Here is a 19,505-nt window from a genome sequence, read left to right on the forward strand (position 1 = left end):
CGCGGCTGCGTCCGCCGCATCCGCTGTATAACGACACGAATTATGAAACGCATCATCTTTCTCCCGGCAATCGCCGCGCTGCTCTGCGGCGCATGCAGTTCCGCCGTGCCGGAGGATTACACGCAATACGTCGATCCCTACATCGGCACGGGCGACCACGGACACGTCTTCATGGGCGCCAACGTCCCGTTCGGATTCGTACAGCTCGGTCCGACGAGCATCCCGCAGACATGGGACTGGTGCTCCGGCTACAATTACGCCGACACGACCGTCATCGGGTTCGGTCACACGCACCTGAGCGGCACGGGCATCGGCGACCTGAACGACATCTCGCTGATGCCGGTCGTCGGCAAAGTCACGCCGGGACGCGGCACGGCCGGCGATCCGTCGTCGGGCATGTGGTCCCGTTTCAGCCGCGCCGACGAACGGTGCGCGCCGGGCTACTATGCCACTCGCCTGCTGCGCTACGGCATCGGCGTCGAGCTGACCGCCTCGCCGCGCGTCGGAATGAGCCGCTACGCCTTCCCCGCATCGGACGACGCGGGTATCGTCCTCGACCTCGAAAACGGGCAGGGCTGGGACCGCTCCACCGACTGCGGCATCACCGCATGCAGCGACCGTACGGTCGAGGGCTGGCGATATTCGACGGGCTGGGCCGACGACCAGCGCGTCTACTTCCACGCCGAATTCTCGAAGCCCTTCGAACGGATCGTCTTCACCGGCGCGGATACGCTCTCCGCCGACGGCCGCTCGGCCCGCGGGCGGAAACTCTACGGACGCTTCGGTTTTCGGACGGAGGAGAACGAACGCATCACCGTCAAGGTCGGGCTTTCGGCCGTTTCCGCGGAAAATGCCCGGCGGAACATGCAGGCGGAGTGCCCCGGCTGGGATTTCGAAGCCGTGCGCGAAGCCACCCGCAGGGCATGGAACGGCGAGTTGTCGAAAATCCGCATCGAAACAGCCGATCCGGCGGTGCGACGGATCTTCTACACAGCGCTTTACCACACCATGATCGCGCCGTCGCTCTTCTGCGACGTGAACGGCGACTACCGCGGCGCCGACGGAGCGGTCCGCCGCGACACGACCTTCACCAATTACACCACCTTCTCGCTTTGGGACACCTACCGCGCGGCGCATCCCCTGCTGACGCTCATCCATCCCGAAAAGGTCGGCGACCTGATCAATACGATGCTGCGCATCCACGAACAGCAGGGCAAACTTCCCGTCTGGCACCTGATGGGCTGCGAAACCGACTGCATGGTCGGCAATCCGGCCATCCCCGTGGTGGCCGACGCCCTGCTGAAAGGATTCGGCGGCTTCGACCGGGCGAAAGCCTACGAAGCGATGAAGAGTTCGGCCATGCGCGACGACCGGAGGCTGGACCTCTACAAGAGGTACGGATATATTCCCTATGAGTTCAACGAATCGGTCGGATACTGTCTCGAATACGCCATCGCGGACTGGGCACTGGCGCAGGCCGCGCAGCGCGAAGGCAGACGGGAGGATTACGACTATTTCCTCGCCCGCAGCAAGGCCTACCGCCATTATTTCGACCCCTCGACCGGGTTTATCCGCGGCAGATCGGCGTCGGGCGCATGGCGCACGCCTTTCGATCCGTTCCACTCGCGCCACATGGAGCAGGACTACACCGAAGGCAACGCATGGCAGTACACATGGCTCGTGCCGCACGACATCGAAGGACTCATGGAGTGCTTCGGCGGCCGGGAACGCTTCGTCGGGAAGCTCGACTCGCTGTTCCTCGCCGAAGGCGACATGGGCGCGCACGCTTCGCCCGACATATCGGGGCTGATCGGCCAGTACGCCCACGGCAACGAGCCGAGCCACCACATAACCTATATCTACACGATGATCGGGCAACCGTGGAAATGCGCCGAGAAGGTGCGCCGCATCCTCGGCGAACTCTACCACGACCGTCCGGAAGGACTCTGCGGCAACGAGGACGTCGGGCAGATGTCGGCATGGTACGTACTCTCGGCGCTGGGCATGTATCAGACGGAGCCGGCCGGCGGACGCTATTTCTTCGGCTCGCCCGCCGTAGACGGCGCGACGCTGCGGGTCCGCGGCGGGGAATTCCGCATCACGGCTGCGGACAATTCGCCGGAGAACATCTACATACAGCGCATTACGCTCAACGGCGAAGCGTACCGAAAATATTACATCGATTACGCGGAGATCACCGCAGGCGGGGAACTCCGCTTCGAAATGGGTCCCGAACCCGCAGACTGGACAAAACAGCAACCCCTATGAAACGACTTTTACTGCTGACGGCGTGCGCGGCCGCCGCGGCATGCAGCGCCGACTGGCGCGACACAAGCCTTCCGCCGCAGAAACGGGCCGAACTGCTGACGGCCGAGATGACGCTCGACGAGAAGATCGGACAGCTGACGTCGCCTTACGGCTGGGAGATGTACGAACGGCACGGCGACTCGGTCCGTCTGACCGACGCTTTCCGCGAAGCGGTGCAAAACGGACATATCGGCATGTTGTGGGGTACGTTCCGCGCCGATCCATGGACGCAGAAAGACCTGCGGACGGGGCTGCCCCCGCAGCTGGCGGCGCGGCTGGCCAACCGAATGCAGCGCTACGCCGTGCAGCACTCGCGGCTGGGCATTCCCCTCTTCCTCGCTGAGGAAGCCCCCCACGGCCACATGGCCATCGGGGCCACGACATTCCCCACGGCGCCGGGACAGGCTTCGACATGGAACCCGGAGCTGATCGAACGCATGGGCAAGGTCATCGCCGCCGAAATCCGCCTGCAGGGCGGACATATCTGTTACGGTCCCGTGCTGGACATCGTCCGCGACCCGCGCTGGTCGCGCACCGAAGAGAGCTACGGCGAGGACTGTTACCTGACGGCGCGCATCGGTGAAGCCTATGTCCGCGGCACGGGTTCCGGCGACCTCTCACAGTCGCGGCACGCCCTCTCGACACTCAAGCACTTCATCGCCTACGGCGCATCGGAGGGCGGCCAGAACGGCGGAAGCAACCTGCTGGGCGAACGCGAACTGCGCGAGACCTACCTGCCGCCGTTCGAAGCAGCCGTAAAGGCCGGAGCGCGCTCGGTGATGACGGCCTACAACTCGGTAGACGGCATTCCCTGCACGGCCAACCGCCGCATGCTGACCGACATCCTGCGCGGCGAATGGGGCTTCGACGGCTTCGTGGTCTCCGACCTGCTGAGCATCGAAGGGCTGCACGAGACGCACGGCGTGGCCGGAAGCGTCCGGGAAGCCGCCGTGCAGGCATTGCGGGCGGGCGTGGACGCAGACCTGAAGGGCGGCGCCTTCGCCTCACTCCGCGAGGCCGCGGAAGCGGGCGACGTCGCCGAAGCGGAGATCGACCGGGCCGTGGAGCGCGTGCTGGCCCTGAAGTTCGAAATGGGACTGTTCGAGAACCCCTATATCGACGAAGCTGCCGCCGCGGAGGTCGGATGCGCCGCCCACTCGGAGCTGGCGCTCGAAGCGGCCCGGCAGTCGGTGACGCTGCTCGAAAACCGCAGCGGCACCCTGCCGCTCGATCCCCGGCGCCTGCGGCGGGTAGCCGTCATCGGTCCCAACGCCGACAACATCTACAACCAGTTAGGGGATTATACGGCCCAGCAGACAGCGGCGAACACCGTCCGGGACGGGCTGGAAAAACTGCTGGGGCGCGACCGCGTCGTCTACAGCCGCGGCTGTACGGTGCGCGGCGGCGATCGGTCGGAAATCGCGGCGGCCGTCTCCGCGGCCCGCGGCACAGATGCGGCGGTCGTGGTCATCGGCGGATCGAGCGCCCGCGACTTCGACACGGAATTCCTGCAAACGGGCGCGGCCAAAGCCGCGCACGACGAGGTGCGCGACATGGAGTGCGGCGAAGGTTTCGACCGAGCGACGCTCGCGCTGCTCGGAGAACAGGAAGAGCTGCTGCGGCGCATAAAGGCGACGGGAACGCCGCTTATCGTGGTCTGCATCGCAGGCCGTCCGCTCGACCTGCGCAGGGCCTCCGAACAGGCCGACGCCCTGCTGATGGCGTGGTATCCGGGCGCACGGGGCGGCGACGCCGTCGCCGAGACGATCTTGGGCCACAACAACCCCGCGGGCCGTCTGCCCATCACCATTCCCCGCGCCGAAGGGCAAATTCCCGTCTACTACAACAAAAAACGGCCTGCGAACCACGACTACACCGATCTCACGGCCGCGCCGCTCTATCCGTTCGGTTACGGGCTGAGTTACTCGACATTCGAATACGGCAGCCTCGAAGCGCGGCAGAGCGGCGACAACGTTCTCGAAGTCAGCTGCCGCATACGCAACACCTCGGACCGCGAAGGCGACGAAGTCGTACAGCTCTACATCTCGGACATGGTCGCCTCGACGGTACGCCCACCCAGACAGCTCGGCGGCTTCCGGCGCATCCGGCTCGCACCGGGCGAACAGCGGCAGGTAAGCTTTACGCTCGGAGACGAAGCGCTATCGCTTATCGACCCGCAGGGCCGCCGCGTGGTGGAAAAGGGCGACTTCGTCATCGCCGTCGGCTCGTCGTCGCAAGATATCCGCCTGCAAACAACCGTCACACTCGAATAACGTCATGAAACACTTTGCATACCTGCTTCCGGTCTGCTGCCTGCTCTTCGCGGCCTGCCGGAAAGACTCCCCCGCCACCGAAATCATCCCGACGCCCCGCTCCGTAAAGGCCGGACAGGGAACGTTCGACCTCGGCGGCGGCATCCGCATCGCCCCGGCCGACCCGCTGCTCCGCCCGGCGGCCGACTACCTCGCACAACTGCTCCGGGAGGAAGACGTCGCGGCGGCTCAGGACGCCGGGAACGCCAATCTTTCGCTCGAACTCGATCCCCGGCTGCCGCAGCAGGGCTACACCCTGAAAATCACCCCGGCGCGGATCGAACTGCGCGGCGGCTCCTGCGAGGGCGTCGTTTCGGCAGCGGCATCACTGCGCCAGCTCCTGTGGAGCGGAAAGGGATCGCTGCCGGCACTCGAAATCGACGACGCCCCGCGCTTCGCATGGCGCGGCTTCATGCTCGACGTCGCGCGCCACTTCTTCACCAAGGAGGAGGTCATGTCGCTGACGGACCGGCTGGCCTGCTACAAGTTCAACCGCCTGCACCTGCACCTGACCGACGACCAAGGGTGGCGGATCGAAATCAAACGCTACCCGCTCCTGACCCGGCGCGGGGCATGGCGCACTCCGAACAAACACGACAGCGTCTGCCTGCGGCGCGCGGCCGACGAGCGCGACCCGAAATTTCTCCTCCCGGCAAAAAACATACGCCGCGAACAGGGCGAAATCCGCTACGGAGGTTACTACACGCAGGACGACATCCGCGAGATAGTCGCTTACGCGGCACAACGCGGCATCGAGGTCATTCCCGAAATCGACCTGCCGGGGCACTCGCTGGCGGCCATCGGCTGTTATCCGCAGCTGGCGTGCGACGGCCGCGGCGGGTGGGGCAAACACTTTTCGACACCGCTCTGCATCGGCCGCGACAGCACGATCGCCTTCTGCAAAAACGTGCTGACAGAGCTGTTCGATCTCTTTCCGTCGCAATACGTACATATCGGAGGCGACGAAGTGGAGCGCACGCCGTGGGAGACGTGCCCGGACTGCCAGCGGCGCATCCGGGCCGAGAAGCTGGAAGGCGCAGGCGAACTGCAGGCATGGTTCATCCGTAAAACGGAGCAGTTTCTGGCGGCACACGGCAAAACGCTGCTCGGCTGGGACGAGATCACCGAAGACGGGCTGACCCCGCAGAGCGCGGTGATGTGGTGGCGCAGCTGGATGCCCTCCACCCTGACCGCGGCGCTCCAGAACGGACACCGCGTCATTGAGTCGCCTTCGGAATTTCTCTACCTCAACGGCGAACTCGACCGCAACACGCTCAGCAAGGTTTACGGCTGGGAACCCCTTCCGGAATCCCTGCGGGCATGGCAAGAGGGCCTGCTCGGCATTCAGGCCAACATGTGGACCGAGGATGTCCCGACGGCCGACGCGGCGGGCGAGCGGCTCTTCCCGCGGCTGCTGGCCGTGGCCGAGACGGCATGGAGCGCTCCGGAAAAGCGGGACTTCGCCGATTTCCGGCGCCGTCTCCCCCTGCACCTGCGTCAGCTGGAACGCGCAGGCTGGAACTACCGGCTCGACGACGTCGAGGGCGTCTGCGACGACAACGTCTTTATCGGCGCCGCTACGGTACGTCTGCTGCCGCCCGAATCGGCCGAACTGTACTACACGCTCGACGGAACGGTTCCCGACACCGCGTCGCAACGCTACACCGCGCCGTTCAGCATCACCGACAGCTGCACGCTCACGCTGCGCTGCTACAACCGACGCGGCGTCGCGGCAGAGATTCGCCGGGCCTCGTTCCGCCCCATGCGCTACGCCGAACCGAGCGCCGATGCCGGGAACCTGCAAAACGGACTGTTGGTGCGCTGGTACGATTACGACGGCGACAACTGCGCGGACATCGACGAAGCGCCCCTGCAGGCGAATTTCATCACCGACAGCGTCGTTATTCCCGACGGCGTGACGGGCAACATCGGATTGATCTGCGACGGCTATATCGACATTCCGGCCGACGGCATCTATTCGTTTTACACCTATTCCGACGACGGAAGCACGCTTGCCATCGACGGGCGAACGGTCGTCGACAACGACGGCCTGCACTCCCGCACCGAACGCAGCGGACAGGCCGCCCTGCGGCGCGGCGTGCACTCCTTCTCGCTGCGCTACTTCGACACCAACGGCGGCATACTGGAGGCCGGAATCATCGACTCCGAAGGCCGGCGCATCCCGTTTTCGAGCCGGATGCTGAAACACTGAGACAAAACCGCTTCCCGAAACCGCACGCACGGACACGCTCCCTAACGGCCGCAAAGGGCAAACGATCCGCACGGCAGGCAGTCCCGCAGAGACGGCTGCTTACCCTCCGGAAAATACAATTCACCCGCGCTGCAATGTGTTGCAGCGCGGGTGAAATCATATAGTCAGGACTCGGCTAACAGCCCCTCGGTAATCCAGAACCGGACTCAGTCATCTTTTTCGCCGGACTTCGAGCCGTTCGCAGACTTCCCGCGCTCCTCGCGGGCCTTCATCACCTCCTTGCGGGATTCGAATTTCTCGCGGCCCGACAACACGCGCTCCTCGTAGCGGCGCTGCTGGAATCGGCCGACCCAGTCGGGCGCAAGCACGATCGCCACATAGAATCCGGCCTGCATCATGCAATAGAATGCGATCTGAAGCCACAAACTGCCGTCAAGCATACCGTCGAGCAGCCAATGGCCGGGCAGCGGAAAGAAGCAGAACAGCACCAGCAGCAGGGCCGTGTCCAGCCGCTCGCTGCGCGACCAGCCCAGACGCCGCCAATAGATGAGGATGAAGAGCAGGTTGAGGCACAGCATCCAAGTGACCAGCATGCGCGGCGAAAGCGCCGCCGTTTCGGGCCTGAACAGCACGGTCCAAAGCCCCGGCACTACAGGAAGCAGCACCTGCATGCACAACAATAGAATTTTCCGACGTTTGGTTTTCATAGGCGCACAAAAATCGGCAGGTCTCCGCCTGCACGAAAAGACACCCTTAAATATATGAAAAAATACGGAACGGCACAAACATTCGGCTTTTTTTCTGCAAACTGCGGCGGCAGGAAGCTCCGACAACCGGACGGGAACAACCGAAGCCGGGCGGGGGCAACAGAGCCGGGGCGGGACAACTGAAGTCGAGGAAGGGCAACCGAAGCCGGGGCAGGAACAACCAGAGCCGAACAGGAACAACCAAACGGGAACAACCGGAAACCGCGCAGGAACAACCGAAGCCGGGCGGGAACAACCGAAGCCGGGCGGGAACAACCGAAGCCGGGCGGGAATAGCCGGCAACCGGGCGGAAACAACAGGAGCCGAACAGGAACAACCAACCGGGAACAACCAACCGGGAACACCAGAACATACGGAACCGATGAAAACACAAGTCCCGGCGACCGAAAGGCCGCCGGGACCATAGAATGTCCGTAAAGGTTTAAGTCACTGAATCCCGGACATTGCCCGTGCGTTGCACGCACGGGAGGATAATTCCGGAATACGGAGCGCCGGACGCCGCCGAAGCCTATCCCAGCTTCATCACGTCGTCGATACCCATATCCTTATAAGTGGTCGCAAGCTCCTCGCTGCGGTCCGAAATGACCAGCAGTTTGTCGCCCAGCAGCAGTTCGGTCTTGCCCTGCGGCACGAAATACTCGCCGTTGCGGCAGACCATCATCACCAGCGTATTTTCCGGCAGCGTGATGTCCTTGAGCATGTGCCCGCTTTCGAGCATCGTCTCATTGACCTCCACTTCCGTAAGGGCCGACTTCATATCCTGATGCATATCGACGCTGAAGGCCGATTCGCGCTCTTCGTAAGCCAGCCCCAGCAGGTTGGCCATACCGCTCACGGTGGTGCCCTGCACCAGCAGCGAAATGATCGTGCCGAGGAATACGACGTTGAACAGCAGTCCCGCGTTCTCCACATGCGCCATCAGGGGATAGATGGCGAAGAGAATCGGCACGGCGCCGCGCAGTCCCACCCACGACACGTAGAGCCGCGCCTTGGTGGTGAATTTGCGGAACGGGGCCATGCAGATGAAGACCGTCAGCGGGCGCGCCACCAGAATCATGAACGCCCCCACCAGTCCGCCCAGAATCAGCACACGGGGTTCGAGCAGTTCGTCGCTGTTGACGAACAGACCCAGCGTGAGGAACATCACGATCTGCATGAGCCACGTAAAACCGTCGAAGAAGACCGTCAGCGGACGTTTCTGCTGCAACTTGTAGTTTCCGACGACCAGACCCGAAAGGTAGACGGCCAGATAGCCGTTGCCCTTGATCAGGTCGGTGAAGGCGAACGAGAAAAAGATGAACGCCAGCAGCAGCACCGAGTAGAGCGAATGGTTGGCGAGGTTGATGCGGTTGATCGTCCAAACGGCCAGACGGCCGATCAGGTACCCCGACAGGGCGCCGACGATCATCTGCACGACGAAGAACACCACGCTCATGCCCATCCCCACGCTGCCAGAACTGTGCGACACCACGCTGATGAGCAGAATGGTCATCATATAGGCCATCGGGTCGTTCGAGCCGCTCTCCAGCTCCAGCAGGGGCCGCAGGTTCTGCTTCAACCCCTGCTTCTTGCTTCGCAGGATCGAGAAAACCGACGCCGAGTCGGTCGAGGACATCGTGGAGGCGAGCAGCAGCGCCAGTACGAACGGCATCTCGACACCCAGCCACGGAGCCACCAGCCACACGAACGAGGCCAGTATGAACGCCGTCATGACCACCCCCGCCGTGGCCAGCACGACGCCGGGTCCGATGATGGGTTTTATCTCCGAGAACTTCGTGTCCATACCTCCCGTGAAGAGGATGATGCACAAAGCGATCATACCGACGAACTGGGTCATCTCGACCGAACGGAACGAGATGAAATTCAAGCCGAACAACATGCCGACTCCGAGGAACAGCAACAATGCGGGGGCGCCGAAACGATACGCGACCTTACCCGCTATCACCGCCACGAAGAGCAGCAACGCACCTACCAATACTACATTTTCACCACTGATGTCTATCATTCCTTAATCTTTTTCTTTCAGGCCTGCGCTTTGCCGACAGCCTTCGGTTGCGTTTTGTCCGCGATCTTCAGCTCCGTCAGCGGCTTGTACTCCAAATCCGCATATTCGAAAGCCTGCATGGCGGCGAAGCGGTTGCCGGGCGTGCGGTAGAGGGCCACCGTCAGCGCCGGAACCTGCGCACGTTTCATGCCGAGCAGACGCTCCGCATCTCCGTCCGAGACGGCCTGCATCACGTCGCTGCGGATGCCGCGGTCGAAATAGAGCTCCTCGTAGAGCAGGAAACAACGCTCCTCCCGGTGGAAAGGCGCTCCGCCCGAACCGAACATCTGGGCCGCGGCCATAATCATGCCTGCGACGACCATAATCCCGCCGATGAACACGATCGACGAACGCAGGTTGTTCGTGAGATCGGCGCCATACATGTTATTCACTACGATCAGCGCTGCACCGGCGACAAACAGCACGGCGGGCAGCAGTTGGAACTTACGGCGTTTTACCACAACATTTCCCGACAAGGCGTACAATGCCTCGCAGATTTTATTCTTATCCATATCCTTTTCATTATCTAACGTCAGTATTTTTTCAGAGAAACCGGCAAAAATACGTAGGCTAAATAATGAGCCGGCGCAGACGGTAGACATAATAATCCACCGCATGCAGACCGACGGAAAGGTCAGAAGATTTGAATTCAGAGGTTACTTTCGTGCTTCCCCTCGCATGCCGGTCCGCGGCATAGCGGTCGGCGGCCGGACCGGATTCGGCATGGCCGCCGCGCTGGAAGACCGGAGCGGCCGGAGCTGGCGATACCTCCCCAAGCACGCGGGGCAGGTTCAGGTCGGCGTTGTATTCGCGCTCGCAAAGCCACACGGCGTCGGAGGCGCGATCGACCGAAAGCGTGACGGAGACATGCCCTGCGTCATGCGCAAGCGTCCGACCGCCGCCCCCGCAAAAGAGCAGACAGCCGAAAAGGCCCAGCAGTATGACGAGAATTTTACGCATCTCCGATTCGGTCGGCGGCAGGAACAGAGACAGCGCAGGCCGCATGCAGGCCGCATCGGATCGCCGCAGGCGAAACCGCTCTGTCCGAGCCGGAATTTACTTCGGCAAAGTTAACAATTTCCGCGGAATATCCCACTCCGGCCGGGCAAAAAGAACTTATTGCGGGATAAAAATGTACGTAATCGTCCCCTGCTGGCGCGCAGGGGCCGACTGGTCGATATTGAAGCGCGAAACCCGTGCCGCACGCAGGGCCGATTCGCGCATGCACTCGTCGCCGCCGCTCTGCACACGGGCGTTGACCACCTCGCCCGCACGGTTGACCGTGATTTCGACAACCACGTCGCCCCCGCCCTCGCAGCGGTAGGCCGGGATATTGAGGCTGCGCGAGGTGCGCACCGGATCGGTCAGCGAAAAGGAGACCGTCACGCGGCCCTTGACCTTGCGGTCCTGACGCTCCTCGTCCTTTCCCGCGCCGTTGCGCTCGCGGATGGCCCGCTCTTCGGCCAGCCCCTGCTCGTAGGCTTCGCGGTTGGCCTGCATGCGCCGCTCGGCTTCGGCCGCGGCGTCGTTCAGCGCCGCGGCGTTGGTGCCGCGGTCGTCGCGGAGTTTCTCATTCAGGGCGTTTTCGTTGGAGACCTGATTCTGAACGCTTTTCCAGTCTATCGGGTCCTGCTGCTGCCGCTCGCGGACCTGCTGTTCGAGCCGGTCGCGCTCCTTCTCCAGTTCGGCCAGCGTCTGCAGGTCGATAAACATTCCCTGCGTGTGGGGCCTGCGGCCGACGACGATCTTCGACGAAACGAAGGCGATCATCAGCACAAGATAGGCTATAATGGTCACGCACAAGCCGATGCGGTGGTCGTAGGCCCACACGCCGGCATCCTCTTTGCGGTTGTCGAACGGCAATTTGAGACGCGGACGGCGCACCGTCTTGGGTTTATTGTCGGGTATATTCTCGGCCATCGGAGGTTGTCATAATTTTGAGCAAAAATAGCGTTTTTTAACGATTTTTTCATATCTTTGGGCGCAAATATTCAGAAACACTGCTTATGTCGACAAAACAACAAACGCTGAAGGCCCCGATCTCTTTCTCCGGCAAGGGCCTCCATACGGGTGTCAAAGTGACCATGACCGTGAACCCCGCCGATGCGGACACCGGAATCGTATTCCGCCGCACGGACATCGAGGGTCAACCCATAATTCCCGCCTTGTGCGACAACGTCGTAGACACTTCGCGCGGTACGACCATCGAATCCGGCGGTCACCGCGTAAGCACGATCGAACACATCATGTCGGCGCTCTGGACGCTGGGCGTGGACAACGCCGTAATCGACATCGACGCGGGCGAAACCCCGATCATGGACGGTTCGGCCTGCGCCTATGCCAAGGCCATCACCGAAGTCGGCATCACCGACCAGCAGGCCGAGCGCAAGTTCTACCACGTGACCGAAAAGATGGTCTACACGATCCCCGAAAAGGGCGTGGCGATCATCCTCTACCCCGACGACGAATTCTCCGTCTCGCTGCACGTGGACTACAACTCGAAGGTGATCGGCAACCAATACGCCACCTTCAACCCCGGCGACAACTTCGCCGACAAAATCGCCCCGTGCCGCACGTTCGTCTTCCTGCACGAGCTGGAACCGCTGATGAAGATGAACCTCATCAAGGGCGGCGATCTGGACAACGCCATCGTCGTGGTCGAGAACCCCGTTCCGGACGAGCAGCTGGAGCACCTCAAGAAGATCTTCAACAAGCCCGACATCGAGATCAACGCAGGCTACCTGAACAACCTCGAACTGCGCTGCAACAACGAGCTGGCGCGCCACAAGCTGCTCGACCTGCTGGGCGACTTCGCACTGCTGGGCGTACGCATCAAGGGCCGCGTCTGGGCAACCCGCCCCGGCCATTACGCCAACACGGAGTTCATGAAGCAGCTCAAGCACACCATCCGCAAGGCCGGCGAGAAGCCCCGCTACCAGTACGACTGCCGCAAGCCGCCCCTCTACGACATCAACGACATCCGCCACCTGCTGCCCCACCGCCCGCCGTTCCTGCTGGTGGACCGCATTTTCCACCGCGACGCCACCGACGTGGCCGGCATCAAGAACGTCACGATGAACGAGCCGTTCTTCGTGGGACACTTCCCCGACGAACCCGTCATGCCGGGCGTGCTGATCGTCGAAGCCATGGCGCAGTGCAGCGGCATTCTGGTGCTGGGCGACGTGCCCGATCCCGAAAACTACTCGACCTACTTCATGAAGATCGACGGGGTCAAATTCAAGCGCAAAGTCGTTCCGGGCGACACGCTTCAGTTCGAAATCCACCTGCTGGAACCCATCCGCCGCGGCGTGGCCGTCGTGGAGGCCAAAGCCTTCGTGGGCGAAACGCTCGCATGCGAGGCCGTCCTGATGGCGCAGGTCGTAAAAAATAAAAAGTAAAGGAGATGATCAGCAAGCTGGCATATGTTCATCCCGACGCCAAAATCGGGAACAACGTCACGGTCGAGCCCTTCGCCTGCATCGCGGGCGACGTGGTTATCGGCGACGACTGCTGGGTAGGTCCCGGCGCGGTGATTCACGACGGCGCCCGCATCGGCAAGGGGTGCAAGATCCATACCGCCGCATCGGTCTCCTGCCTGCCGCAGGACCTGAAATTCGCAGGCGAAGTGACCACGGCCGAGATCGGCGACTACAACGACATCCGCGAATACGTGACCATCAGCCGCGGCACCGCATCGACGGGCACGACCCGCATCGGCAACCGCAACCTGCTGATGGCCTACGTCCATGTGGGCCACGACTGCGTCGTCGGCTACAACTGCGTGATCGCCAACCGCGTATCGCTCGCCGGCGAAGTGCATGTCGGCAACTGGGTGGTGATCGGCGGCCATGCGGCCGTACACCAGTGGACGCATATCGGCGACCACGTCATGATTCAGGGCGGCGCGCTGCTGGGACAGGACGTCCCGCCGTTCATCATCGTGCGCAACGACACGATGCGCTTCGCGGGCATCAACAAGATCGGGCTTTCGCGCCGCGGCTTCACGCCCGAACGCATCGCCGAGATTCACGACGCCTGCCGCATCCTCTTCCAGAGCGGACTGAACTACATGTCGGGCTGCGAAGAGGTCGAAAAGCAGATCCCGCAAAGCGCCGAGCGCGACGAACTGGTGAAATTCATCCGCGAATCGAAGCGCGGAATCATCAAACCCTATGAATCCAAGGCCAAAGAGGAGTAAAAATTTCGTATAAATATTGGTATATCGGAATTTTTCATTATATTTGCAGTGTCGAAAGACAAAGCGAAGCGGTAAGGGGACGGTAAGTCCCCTTATTTTATACCATATACGACCGAATTTCAGAAACATGATCGACACGAAAAAGATAATCGAAGCGGCTGAACGCAAACTTCAGGGCACGGATATGTTCGTCGTGGGCTGCACCTGCACGCCCGGCAACGAGATCGAACTGCTGATCGACAGCGACACGTCGGTAGCCATCGAAGCGTGCGCGGAGCTGAGCCGGGCCGTCGAAGCGGAATTCGACCGCGACGAAGAGGATTTTTCGCTCACGGTAGCCTCCGCAGGCATCGGTTCGGAGCTGAAAAGCCTGCGGCAATACCGCAAGCTGATCGGCGGCACGGTCGAGGTGCTGCTCAATTCAGGGATCAAGATGCTCGCAAAACTCGATGCTGCCGACGACGAGGGCATCACGATCTCGTACGAGGAGAAGCAGGCCGTCGAAGGCAAGAAACGCAAGCAGCTGGTGACCGTCACGCGCCGCTATGCGTTCGACGAAATCAAGTCCACGAAGGAGTGGCTGGATTTCAAATAGGCCGCCGTCCGGCAACGCAGACAGCAAACACAGGCTTAGAAGGCAGACCGGGAGCAGGACAAAAACCGGAAGCAGGACGCAGATGAGAGGCAAACGCAGCTGAGGGGCGGTACGCAGGCTTGGAGCGGCCCTCAGACAAGAAGCAGCCCCCGGAGCGGGACGCTATCCGGCATGCAGACGAAAAAAAGCCGCGGGGTACAGAAGCATAAACTAAAAACAAGATAAACGACACAATGGACAATCTCAATCTTATCAGCAACTTTGCCGAGTTCAAAGAGCTGAAAAACATTGACAAAAGTACGATGATCGGCGTGCTGGAGGACGTTTTCCGCCACGCACTGCAAAAACAGTATGAGACGGACGAGAATTTCGACGTCATCATCAACCCCGAAAAGGGCGACCTCGAAATCTGGCGCAACCGCACCGTCGTCGAAGACGGCGCGGTCGAAGATCCGAATGCGCAGATCGCCGTCTCGGAGGTCAAGGCCATCGACCCGACCTACGAGATCGGCGACGAATACGCCGACGAGATCAAACTCTCGTCGTTCGGCCGCCGCGCCGTGTTGTCGCTGCGCCAGAACCTCGCCTCGCGCATTCTCGATCTGGAGAAGGCCAGCCTTTACGAGAAGTATTCGGAAAAGGTCGGCGAAATCGTCACCGGCGAAGTTTATCAGGTATGGAAAAAAGAGGTGCTGATTCTCGACGACGAAGAGAACGAGCTGATTCTGCCCAAGGCGGAGCAGATTCCCAACGACTTCTACCGCAAGGGCGACACCATCAAGGCCATCGTCAAGTCGGTCGAGATGAACAACAACCAGCCCCGCATCATTCTTTCGCGCACGGCCAACCAGTTCCTCGAACGCCTGTTCGAGCAGGAGGTTCCCGAAATCTTCGACGGACTGATCACCATCAAGAAGATCGTCCGCATCCCCGGCGAACGCGCCAAGGTCGCCGTGGAGTCGTACGACGAGCGTATCGACCCGGTAGGCGCATGCGTCGGCATGAAGGGTTCGCGCATCTATTCGATCGTCAAGGAGCTGCGCAACGAGAACATCGACGTAGTGAACTACACGGCCAACCCGTCGCTGATGATCCAGCGCGCGCTGAATCCCGCCAAGATTTCGAGCATCACCATCGACGAGGAGAAGATGACCGCTTCGGTCTACCTCAAACCCGATCAGGTGTCGCTGGCCATCGGCAAGGGAGGTCTGAACATCCGTCTCTCGAAGATGCTGACGGGTTACGACATCGACGTATACCGCGAAGTGGAGGAAGAGGACGTGGCCCTCACCGAATTCGCCGACGAGATCGACGGCTGGATCATCGACGCCCTGAAGAGCGTCGGCTGTGACAGCGCCAAGAGCGTGCTGGAGCTGCCCGTAGAGGAGATCGCGGCCCGTGCCGACCTCGAACTGGAGCAGGCCCAGAAGGTCGTAGCGATACTGAAGGCGGAATTCGAAGAGTAATCACAAGCGAAAGAAAGGAAAACACACGATATGGGTAACGAAAGAAAATTAAGGCTCATTCAGGTTGCAAAGGAGTTCAAGGTGGGACTGAATACCATCACGGACTTCCTGCAGAAGAAGGGTATCAAGAGCGACGGATCGCCCAACACGCTGGTCGATTCGGAGACTTATGCCGTTCTGGAGAAGGAGTTCGGGGCGAACCGCGCCGCAGGCAACGCACGCGATTCGATCCGTGAGCGCATCTCCCTGAAGCAGACGACCATCACTCTCGAAGAAGCTAAAAAGCAGGAGCGCGAGGAGGAAAAAGAGGTGGTCATCAAAAGCAACGTAATCAGCGTCAAGGATGAAATCCAGCAGCCGAAGATCCTCGGCAAGATCGACCTGTCGCCCAAACCCAAGGCGGCTCCGACCCCCGCTCCCGCCCCGAAGGCGGAACCGGTGAAACCGGCCGAACAGCCCCGTGCGGCCCAGCCCGCACCCGCCAGTGCGCCCGTCGAAGCGCCGAAACCCGCGGCGAAGCCCGAACCCGCCGCAGAGAAACCGGCAGCTCCCGAAGTCAAGACGGCACCTGCGGCTCCCGCAGCACCGGCTGCGGCCGCGGCGACTGCGGCGCAGACCGAAACCGGAAAACCGGCTCCCGCGGCGGCCCCCGCTCCGGCCGCAACTCCGGCAACGACTCTGGCTGCGGCACCAGCTGCGGCTGCAGCACCGGCACCCAAGCCCGAACCCGCAGCGCCGAAAGACAATATCTTCCGCCCCGAAACCGTGACCCTGACGGGTCCGCAGGTGCTCGGCACGATGGACGTGTCGGGATTCGTCGCCGGCGGCAAGCATAAACGCAAACGTCTCCAGAAAGAGAAGGTGGACGTGAGCAAGGCCCCGAAAGGCAACACGCCGGGCGGCAACCGTCAGGGCGGCAATCAGGGCGGACAGGGAAGCCAGAACCGTCCCGGAGGTCCGGGCCAGAACCAGCCCAGACCGGGCGAAGGCCGCCGCAACAAGAACAAGGGCAAGGCGGCTCCCAAGCCGATCGTACGCCCCGAAGTGAGCGACGAGGAGGTTTCGAAGCAGGTAAAGGACACCCTTGCCCGTCTGACGGCCAAGGGCGCCAAGAGCAAGAGTGCAAAATACCGCAAGGACAAGCGCGACGCCGTAGCCGAGCGTATGAACGAGGAGTTCGAACGCGAGGAAATGGAACGTTCGACGCTCAAAGTCACCGAATTCGTGACCGTGAGCGAGTTGGCGACGATGATGAACGTCACGCCGACTCAGGTCATCACGGCCTGCATGAATCTGGGACTGATGGTGTCGATCAACCAGCGTCTCGACGCCGAAGCGCTCGTGGTCGTAGCCGAGGAGTTCGGCTACAAGGTCGAATTCGTCTCGGTGGAGATTCAGGAGGCGATCAACGACGACAACGAAGACAAGGAGGAGGACCTCGTGCCGCGTCCGCCGATCGTGACCGTCATGGGCCACGTGGACCACGGCAAGACCTCGCTACTGGACAATATCCGCAAGACCAACGTCATCGAGGGCGAGGCCGGCGGCATCACCCAGCATATCGGCGCCTACAGCGTCGAGCTGAACGGCCAGAAGATCACGTTCCTCGACACGCCGGGCCACGAAGCCTTTACGGCCATGCGTGCCCGCGGCGCCGCCGTCACCGACGTTGCGATCATCATCGTGGCGGCCGATGACAGCGTCATGCCGCAGACCGTCGAGGCCATCAACCATGCGCAGGCCGCAGGCGTGCCGATGGTTTTCGCCATCAACAAGATCGACAAACCCAACGCCAACCCCGACCACATCAAGGAACAGCTCTCGCAGATGAACTATCTGGTCGAGTCGTGGGGCGGTAAATATCAGGATCAGGAGGTTTCGGCCAAGAAGGGCATGAACCTCGACAAACTGCTCGAAAAGGTGCTGCTCGAAGCCGAGATGCTCGACCTGAAGGCCAACCCCAACAAGAAGGCGCAGGGCACCGTCATCGAATCGACGCTCGACAAGGGCCGCGGATACGTCTCGACGATCCTCGTACAGAGCGGTACGCTCCACGTGGGCGACGTGATCCTCTCCGGAACCTACACGGGCCGCGTGAAGGCCATGTTCAACGAAAACGGCAAGAAAGTGGAGTCCGCAGGCCCCTCGACACCGGTTCAGGTGCTGGGTCTGAACGGCGCCCCGCAGGCCGGCGATACGTTCAATGTCATGGAGGACGACCGTTCGGCGCGCGAAATCGCCAACAAGCGCGAGCAGCTGCAACGCATGCAGGGCATCATGACCCAGAAGCACGTGACGCTCGACGAGATCGGACGCCGCATCGCCATCGGCTCGTTCAAGGAGCTGAACATCATCGTCAAGGGCGACGTGGACGGCTCGATCGAGGCCATGTCGGGTTCGCTCATCAAGCTCTCGAAAGAGACCGTGCAGGTCAACGTCATCCACGCCGCCGTGGGTCAGATTTCGGAATCGGACGTGCTGCTGGCCGCCGCTTCGAACGCCATCATCGTCGGCTTCCAAGTACGTCCGTCGGCTTCGGCGCGCAAGCTGGCCGAGAAGGAGGAGATCGAAATCCGTCTCTACTCGATCATCTACGACGCCATCAACGACATCAAGGACGCTATCGAGGGCATGCTCGAACCGGTCATGAAGGAGGAGATCGTCGCTTCGGTCGAAGTGCTGGAGATCTTCAAAATCTCGAAGGTCGGCACCGTCGCCGGATGCGTCGTCCGCGAAGGCAGGCTCCAGCGCAACACCCCGATCCGCGTCATCCGCGACGGTATCGTCATCTACACGGGCAAGCTCGGCTCGCTCAAACGTTTCAAGGACGACGTCAAGGAGGTCACCAACGGTCAGGACTGCGGTCTGAACATCGAATCGTTCAACGACATCCGCGTCGGCGACATCGTCGAGGGATACGAACAGGTAGAAGTGAAACGCAAATAGCTACGCTATGCTGCCGAAACGTCTGATTGTTTTGCTGATGTCGCTCTGCACCCTGTGCGGAGCGGCATCGGCCGTTCAGCCCCGGACCGACCTCACGCAGAAGGAGCAGAAGGCGCTGCAGAAGGCTCAGAAGAAGAAGATCCGTCAGGAAGCCCGCCGCTTCGAGAGCCTGCGCAACGACGCCGTAGTGCAGTTCGCCCGCGAGCACCAGCCCTCGGACATCAGCACCCCTTCGTTCGTGAACGACTTCCGGATCTCGAACGTCATCTGCGCCGGAGACAACATCTCCGGCACCGTCATGCTGCATTTCGACATCACGCCGCTTTACGGCGGCTTCCGGCTTTACATGGGCGGCGAGCGCAACGGCACCTACGCCTTTGCCAAAGGTCTCGCCTACCCTTCGTCGGACCATTACGGCCGCATCTACACGATGCGCAGCGGCCAGCCCGAACATATCGTGGTGACGTTCTACAACATCGCGCCGGGCGTGGAGCGGCTCGACCGCGTGGACGTCAGCATGGGTCTGGCGCTCAACGCGCTGAACATCATTTCGATGCGTAACGTGCCGATCTTCTGGACCTACTCCGACAAAGCCATCAAAAACTACGTACAGGAAAACGCAAACAAGGTACCAGCTAACTAAAACCAATACAAACTT

14 protein-coding genes are annotated in these 19,505 nt (G+C 61.5%); 9 read left to right on the forward strand and 5 right to left on the reverse strand.

Translation table 11 applies throughout. The annotated features are described in order from the left end of the window. Positions 1-42: 42 nt before the first annotated feature. The 3 genes from ALFI_RS00410 to ALFI_RS00420 are packed head-to-tail and all read left to right on the forward strand — an operon-like array spanning position 43 to position 6,831. A complete protein-coding gene (locus ALFI_RS00410; RefSeq protein ID WP_421721558.1) occupies positions 43-2,268 on the forward strand; it encodes a GH92 family glycosyl hydrolase in 2,226 nt (741 codons plus the stop codon). Then, positions 2,265-4,580, forward strand: coding sequence for a glycoside hydrolase family 3 N-terminal domain-containing protein (locus tag ALFI_RS00415; RefSeq protein ID WP_014774331.1), 2,316 nt, complete (start codon positions 2,265-2,267; stop codon positions 4,578-4,580). The genes ALFI_RS00410 and ALFI_RS00415 overlap by 4 nt, the downstream gene beginning before the upstream one ends. Positions 4,581-4,584: 4 nt before the next feature. After that, positions 4,585-6,831, forward strand: a complete 2,247-nt coding sequence (locus tag ALFI_RS00420; RefSeq protein WP_014774332.1) for a family 20 glycosylhydrolase — start codon at positions 4,585-4,587, stop codon at positions 6,829-6,831. A 206-nt stretch (positions 6,832-7,037) separates the two neighbouring features. On the opposite strand, the gene ALFI_RS00425 is transcribed toward ALFI_RS00420, so the two are convergent. From ALFI_RS00425 to ALFI_RS00445, 5 genes are all read right to left on the reverse strand, one after another. After that, the gene (locus ALFI_RS00425) at positions 7,038-7,538 is read right to left on the reverse strand and encodes a hypothetical protein (protein WP_009597276.1); all 501 of its coding nucleotides are present in this window, start codon (positions 7,536-7,538) and stop codon (positions 7,038-7,040) included. 568 nt (positions 7,539-8,106) lie between these two features. Then, positions 8,107-9,603: a potassium/proton antiporter gene (locus tag ALFI_RS00430; RefSeq protein WP_009597256.1), complete on the reverse strand. Its 1,497-nt coding sequence runs from the start codon at positions 9,601-9,603 to the stop codon at positions 8,107-8,109. Positions 9,604-9,620: 17 nt separating this feature from the next. After that, positions 9,621-10,154 (reverse strand): hypothetical protein, encoded by a 534-nt coding sequence (locus ALFI_RS00435; protein WP_014774334.1) that lies wholly within the window; start codon positions 10,152-10,154, stop codon positions 9,621-9,623. Between the two features lie 58 nt (positions 10,155-10,212). Next, positions 10,213-10,602, reverse strand: a complete 390-nt coding sequence (locus ALFI_RS00440) for a hypothetical protein (protein WP_042493868.1) — start codon at positions 10,600-10,602, stop codon at positions 10,213-10,215. A gap of 156 nt (positions 10,603-10,758) precedes the next feature. Further along, on the reverse strand, positions 10,759-11,562 hold the full coding sequence (locus ALFI_RS00445; protein WP_009597254.1) for an energy transducer TonB family protein: 804 nt from the start codon (positions 11,560-11,562) through the stop codon (positions 10,759-10,761). An 86-nt stretch (positions 11,563-11,648) separates the two neighbouring features. Between ALFI_RS00445 and ALFI_RS00450 the strand changes: the two genes are divergently transcribed. The 6 genes from ALFI_RS00450 (at position 11,649) to ALFI_RS00475 (ending at position 19,490) form a co-directional block, all read left to right on the forward strand. Continuing rightward, entirely contained in the window at positions 11,649-13,040 is a 1,392-nt protein-coding gene (locus ALFI_RS00450; RefSeq protein ID WP_014774336.1) for a bifunctional UDP-3-O-[3-hydroxymyristoyl] N-acetylglucosamine deacetylase/3-hydroxyacyl-ACP dehydratase, read from the forward strand. A 5-nt stretch (positions 13,041-13,045) separates the two neighbouring features. Then, positions 13,046-13,840 carry an acyl-ACP--UDP-N-acetylglucosamine O-acyltransferase gene (gene lpxA / locus ALFI_RS00455; protein WP_014774337.1) on the forward strand — a complete coding sequence of 265 codons (795 nt, stop codon included), beginning with the start codon at positions 13,046-13,048 and terminating at the stop codon, positions 13,838-13,840. Between the two features lie 127 nt (positions 13,841-13,967). Further along, the gene (gene rimP / locus ALFI_RS00460; protein ID WP_014774338.1) at positions 13,968-14,435 is read left to right on the forward strand and encodes a ribosome assembly cofactor RimP; all 468 of its coding nucleotides are present in this window, start codon (positions 13,968-13,970) and stop codon (positions 14,433-14,435) included. Positions 14,436-14,668: 233 nt separating this feature from the next. Further along, complete coding sequence (nusA, locus tag ALFI_RS00465) at positions 14,669-15,901, forward strand: transcription termination factor NusA (protein WP_009597272.1); 1,233 nt, start codon at positions 14,669-14,671, stop codon at positions 15,899-15,901. 30 nt (positions 15,902-15,931) lie between these two features. Continuing rightward, a complete protein-coding gene (gene infB / locus ALFI_RS00470; RefSeq protein WP_014774339.1) occupies positions 15,932-18,847 on the forward strand; it encodes a translation initiation factor IF-2 in 2,916 nt (971 codons plus the stop codon). A gap of 7 nt (positions 18,848-18,854) precedes the next feature. Beyond that, positions 18,855-19,490: a hypothetical protein gene (locus tag ALFI_RS00475; RefSeq protein WP_009597301.1), complete on the forward strand. Its 636-nt coding sequence runs from the start codon at positions 18,855-18,857 to the stop codon at positions 19,488-19,490. Positions 19,491-19,505 lie beyond the last annotated feature (15 nt).

This window comes from Alistipes finegoldii DSM 17242, assembly GCF_000265365.1.
Classification (GTDB): domain Bacteria; phylum Bacteroidota; class Bacteroidia; order Bacteroidales; family Rikenellaceae; genus Alistipes; species Alistipes finegoldii.

Excerpts from the sequence above, each read along its gene's own strand:
- ALFI_RS00425 (WP_009597276.1), bottom strand. The coding sequence starts at position 7,538 with ATGAAAACCAAACGTCGGAAAATTCTATTGTTGTGCATGCAGGTGCTG.
- rimP (WP_014774338.1), top strand. The coding sequence starts at position 13,968 with ATGATCGACACGAAAAAGATAATCGAAGCGGCTGAACGCAAACTTCAG.
- ALFI_RS00445 (WP_009597254.1), bottom strand. The coding sequence starts at position 11,562 with ATGGCCGAGAATATACCCGACAATAAACCCAAGACGGTGCGCCGTCCG.
- ALFI_RS00440 (WP_042493868.1), bottom strand. The coding sequence starts at position 10,602 with ATGCGTAAAATTCTCGTCATACTGCTGGGCCTTTTCGGCTGTCTGCTC.
- ALFI_RS00420 (WP_014774332.1), top strand. The coding sequence starts at position 4,585 with ATGAAACACTTTGCATACCTGCTTCCGGTCTGCTGCCTGCTCTTCGCG.
- ALFI_RS00475 (WP_009597301.1), top strand. The coding sequence starts at position 18,855 with ATGCTGCCGAAACGTCTGATTGTTTTGCTGATGTCGCTCTGCACCCTG.
- infB (WP_014774339.1), top strand. The coding sequence starts at position 15,932 with ATGGGTAACGAAAGAAAATTAAGGCTCATTCAGGTTGCAAAGGAGTTC.
- ALFI_RS00410 (WP_421721558.1), top strand. The coding sequence starts at position 43 with ATGAAACGCATCATCTTTCTCCCGGCAATCGCCGCGCTGCTCTGCGGC.
- ALFI_RS00435 (WP_014774334.1), bottom strand. The coding sequence starts at position 10,154 with ATGGATAAGAATAAAATCTGCGAGGCATTGTACGCCTTGTCGGGAAAT.
- ALFI_RS00450 (WP_014774336.1), top strand. The coding sequence starts at position 11,649 with ATGTCGACAAAACAACAAACGCTGAAGGCCCCGATCTCTTTCTCCGGC.
- ALFI_RS00430 (WP_009597256.1), bottom strand. The coding sequence starts at position 9,603 with ATGATAGACATCAGTGGTGAAAATGTAGTATTGGTAGGTGCGTTGCTG.
- ALFI_RS00415 (WP_014774331.1), top strand. The coding sequence starts at position 2,265 with ATGAAACGACTTTTACTGCTGACGGCGTGCGCGGCCGCCGCGGCATGC.
- lpxA (WP_014774337.1), top strand. The coding sequence starts at position 13,046 with ATGATCAGCAAGCTGGCATATGTTCATCCCGACGCCAAAATCGGGAAC.
- nusA (WP_009597272.1), top strand. The coding sequence starts at position 14,669 with ATGGACAATCTCAATCTTATCAGCAACTTTGCCGAGTTCAAAGAGCTG.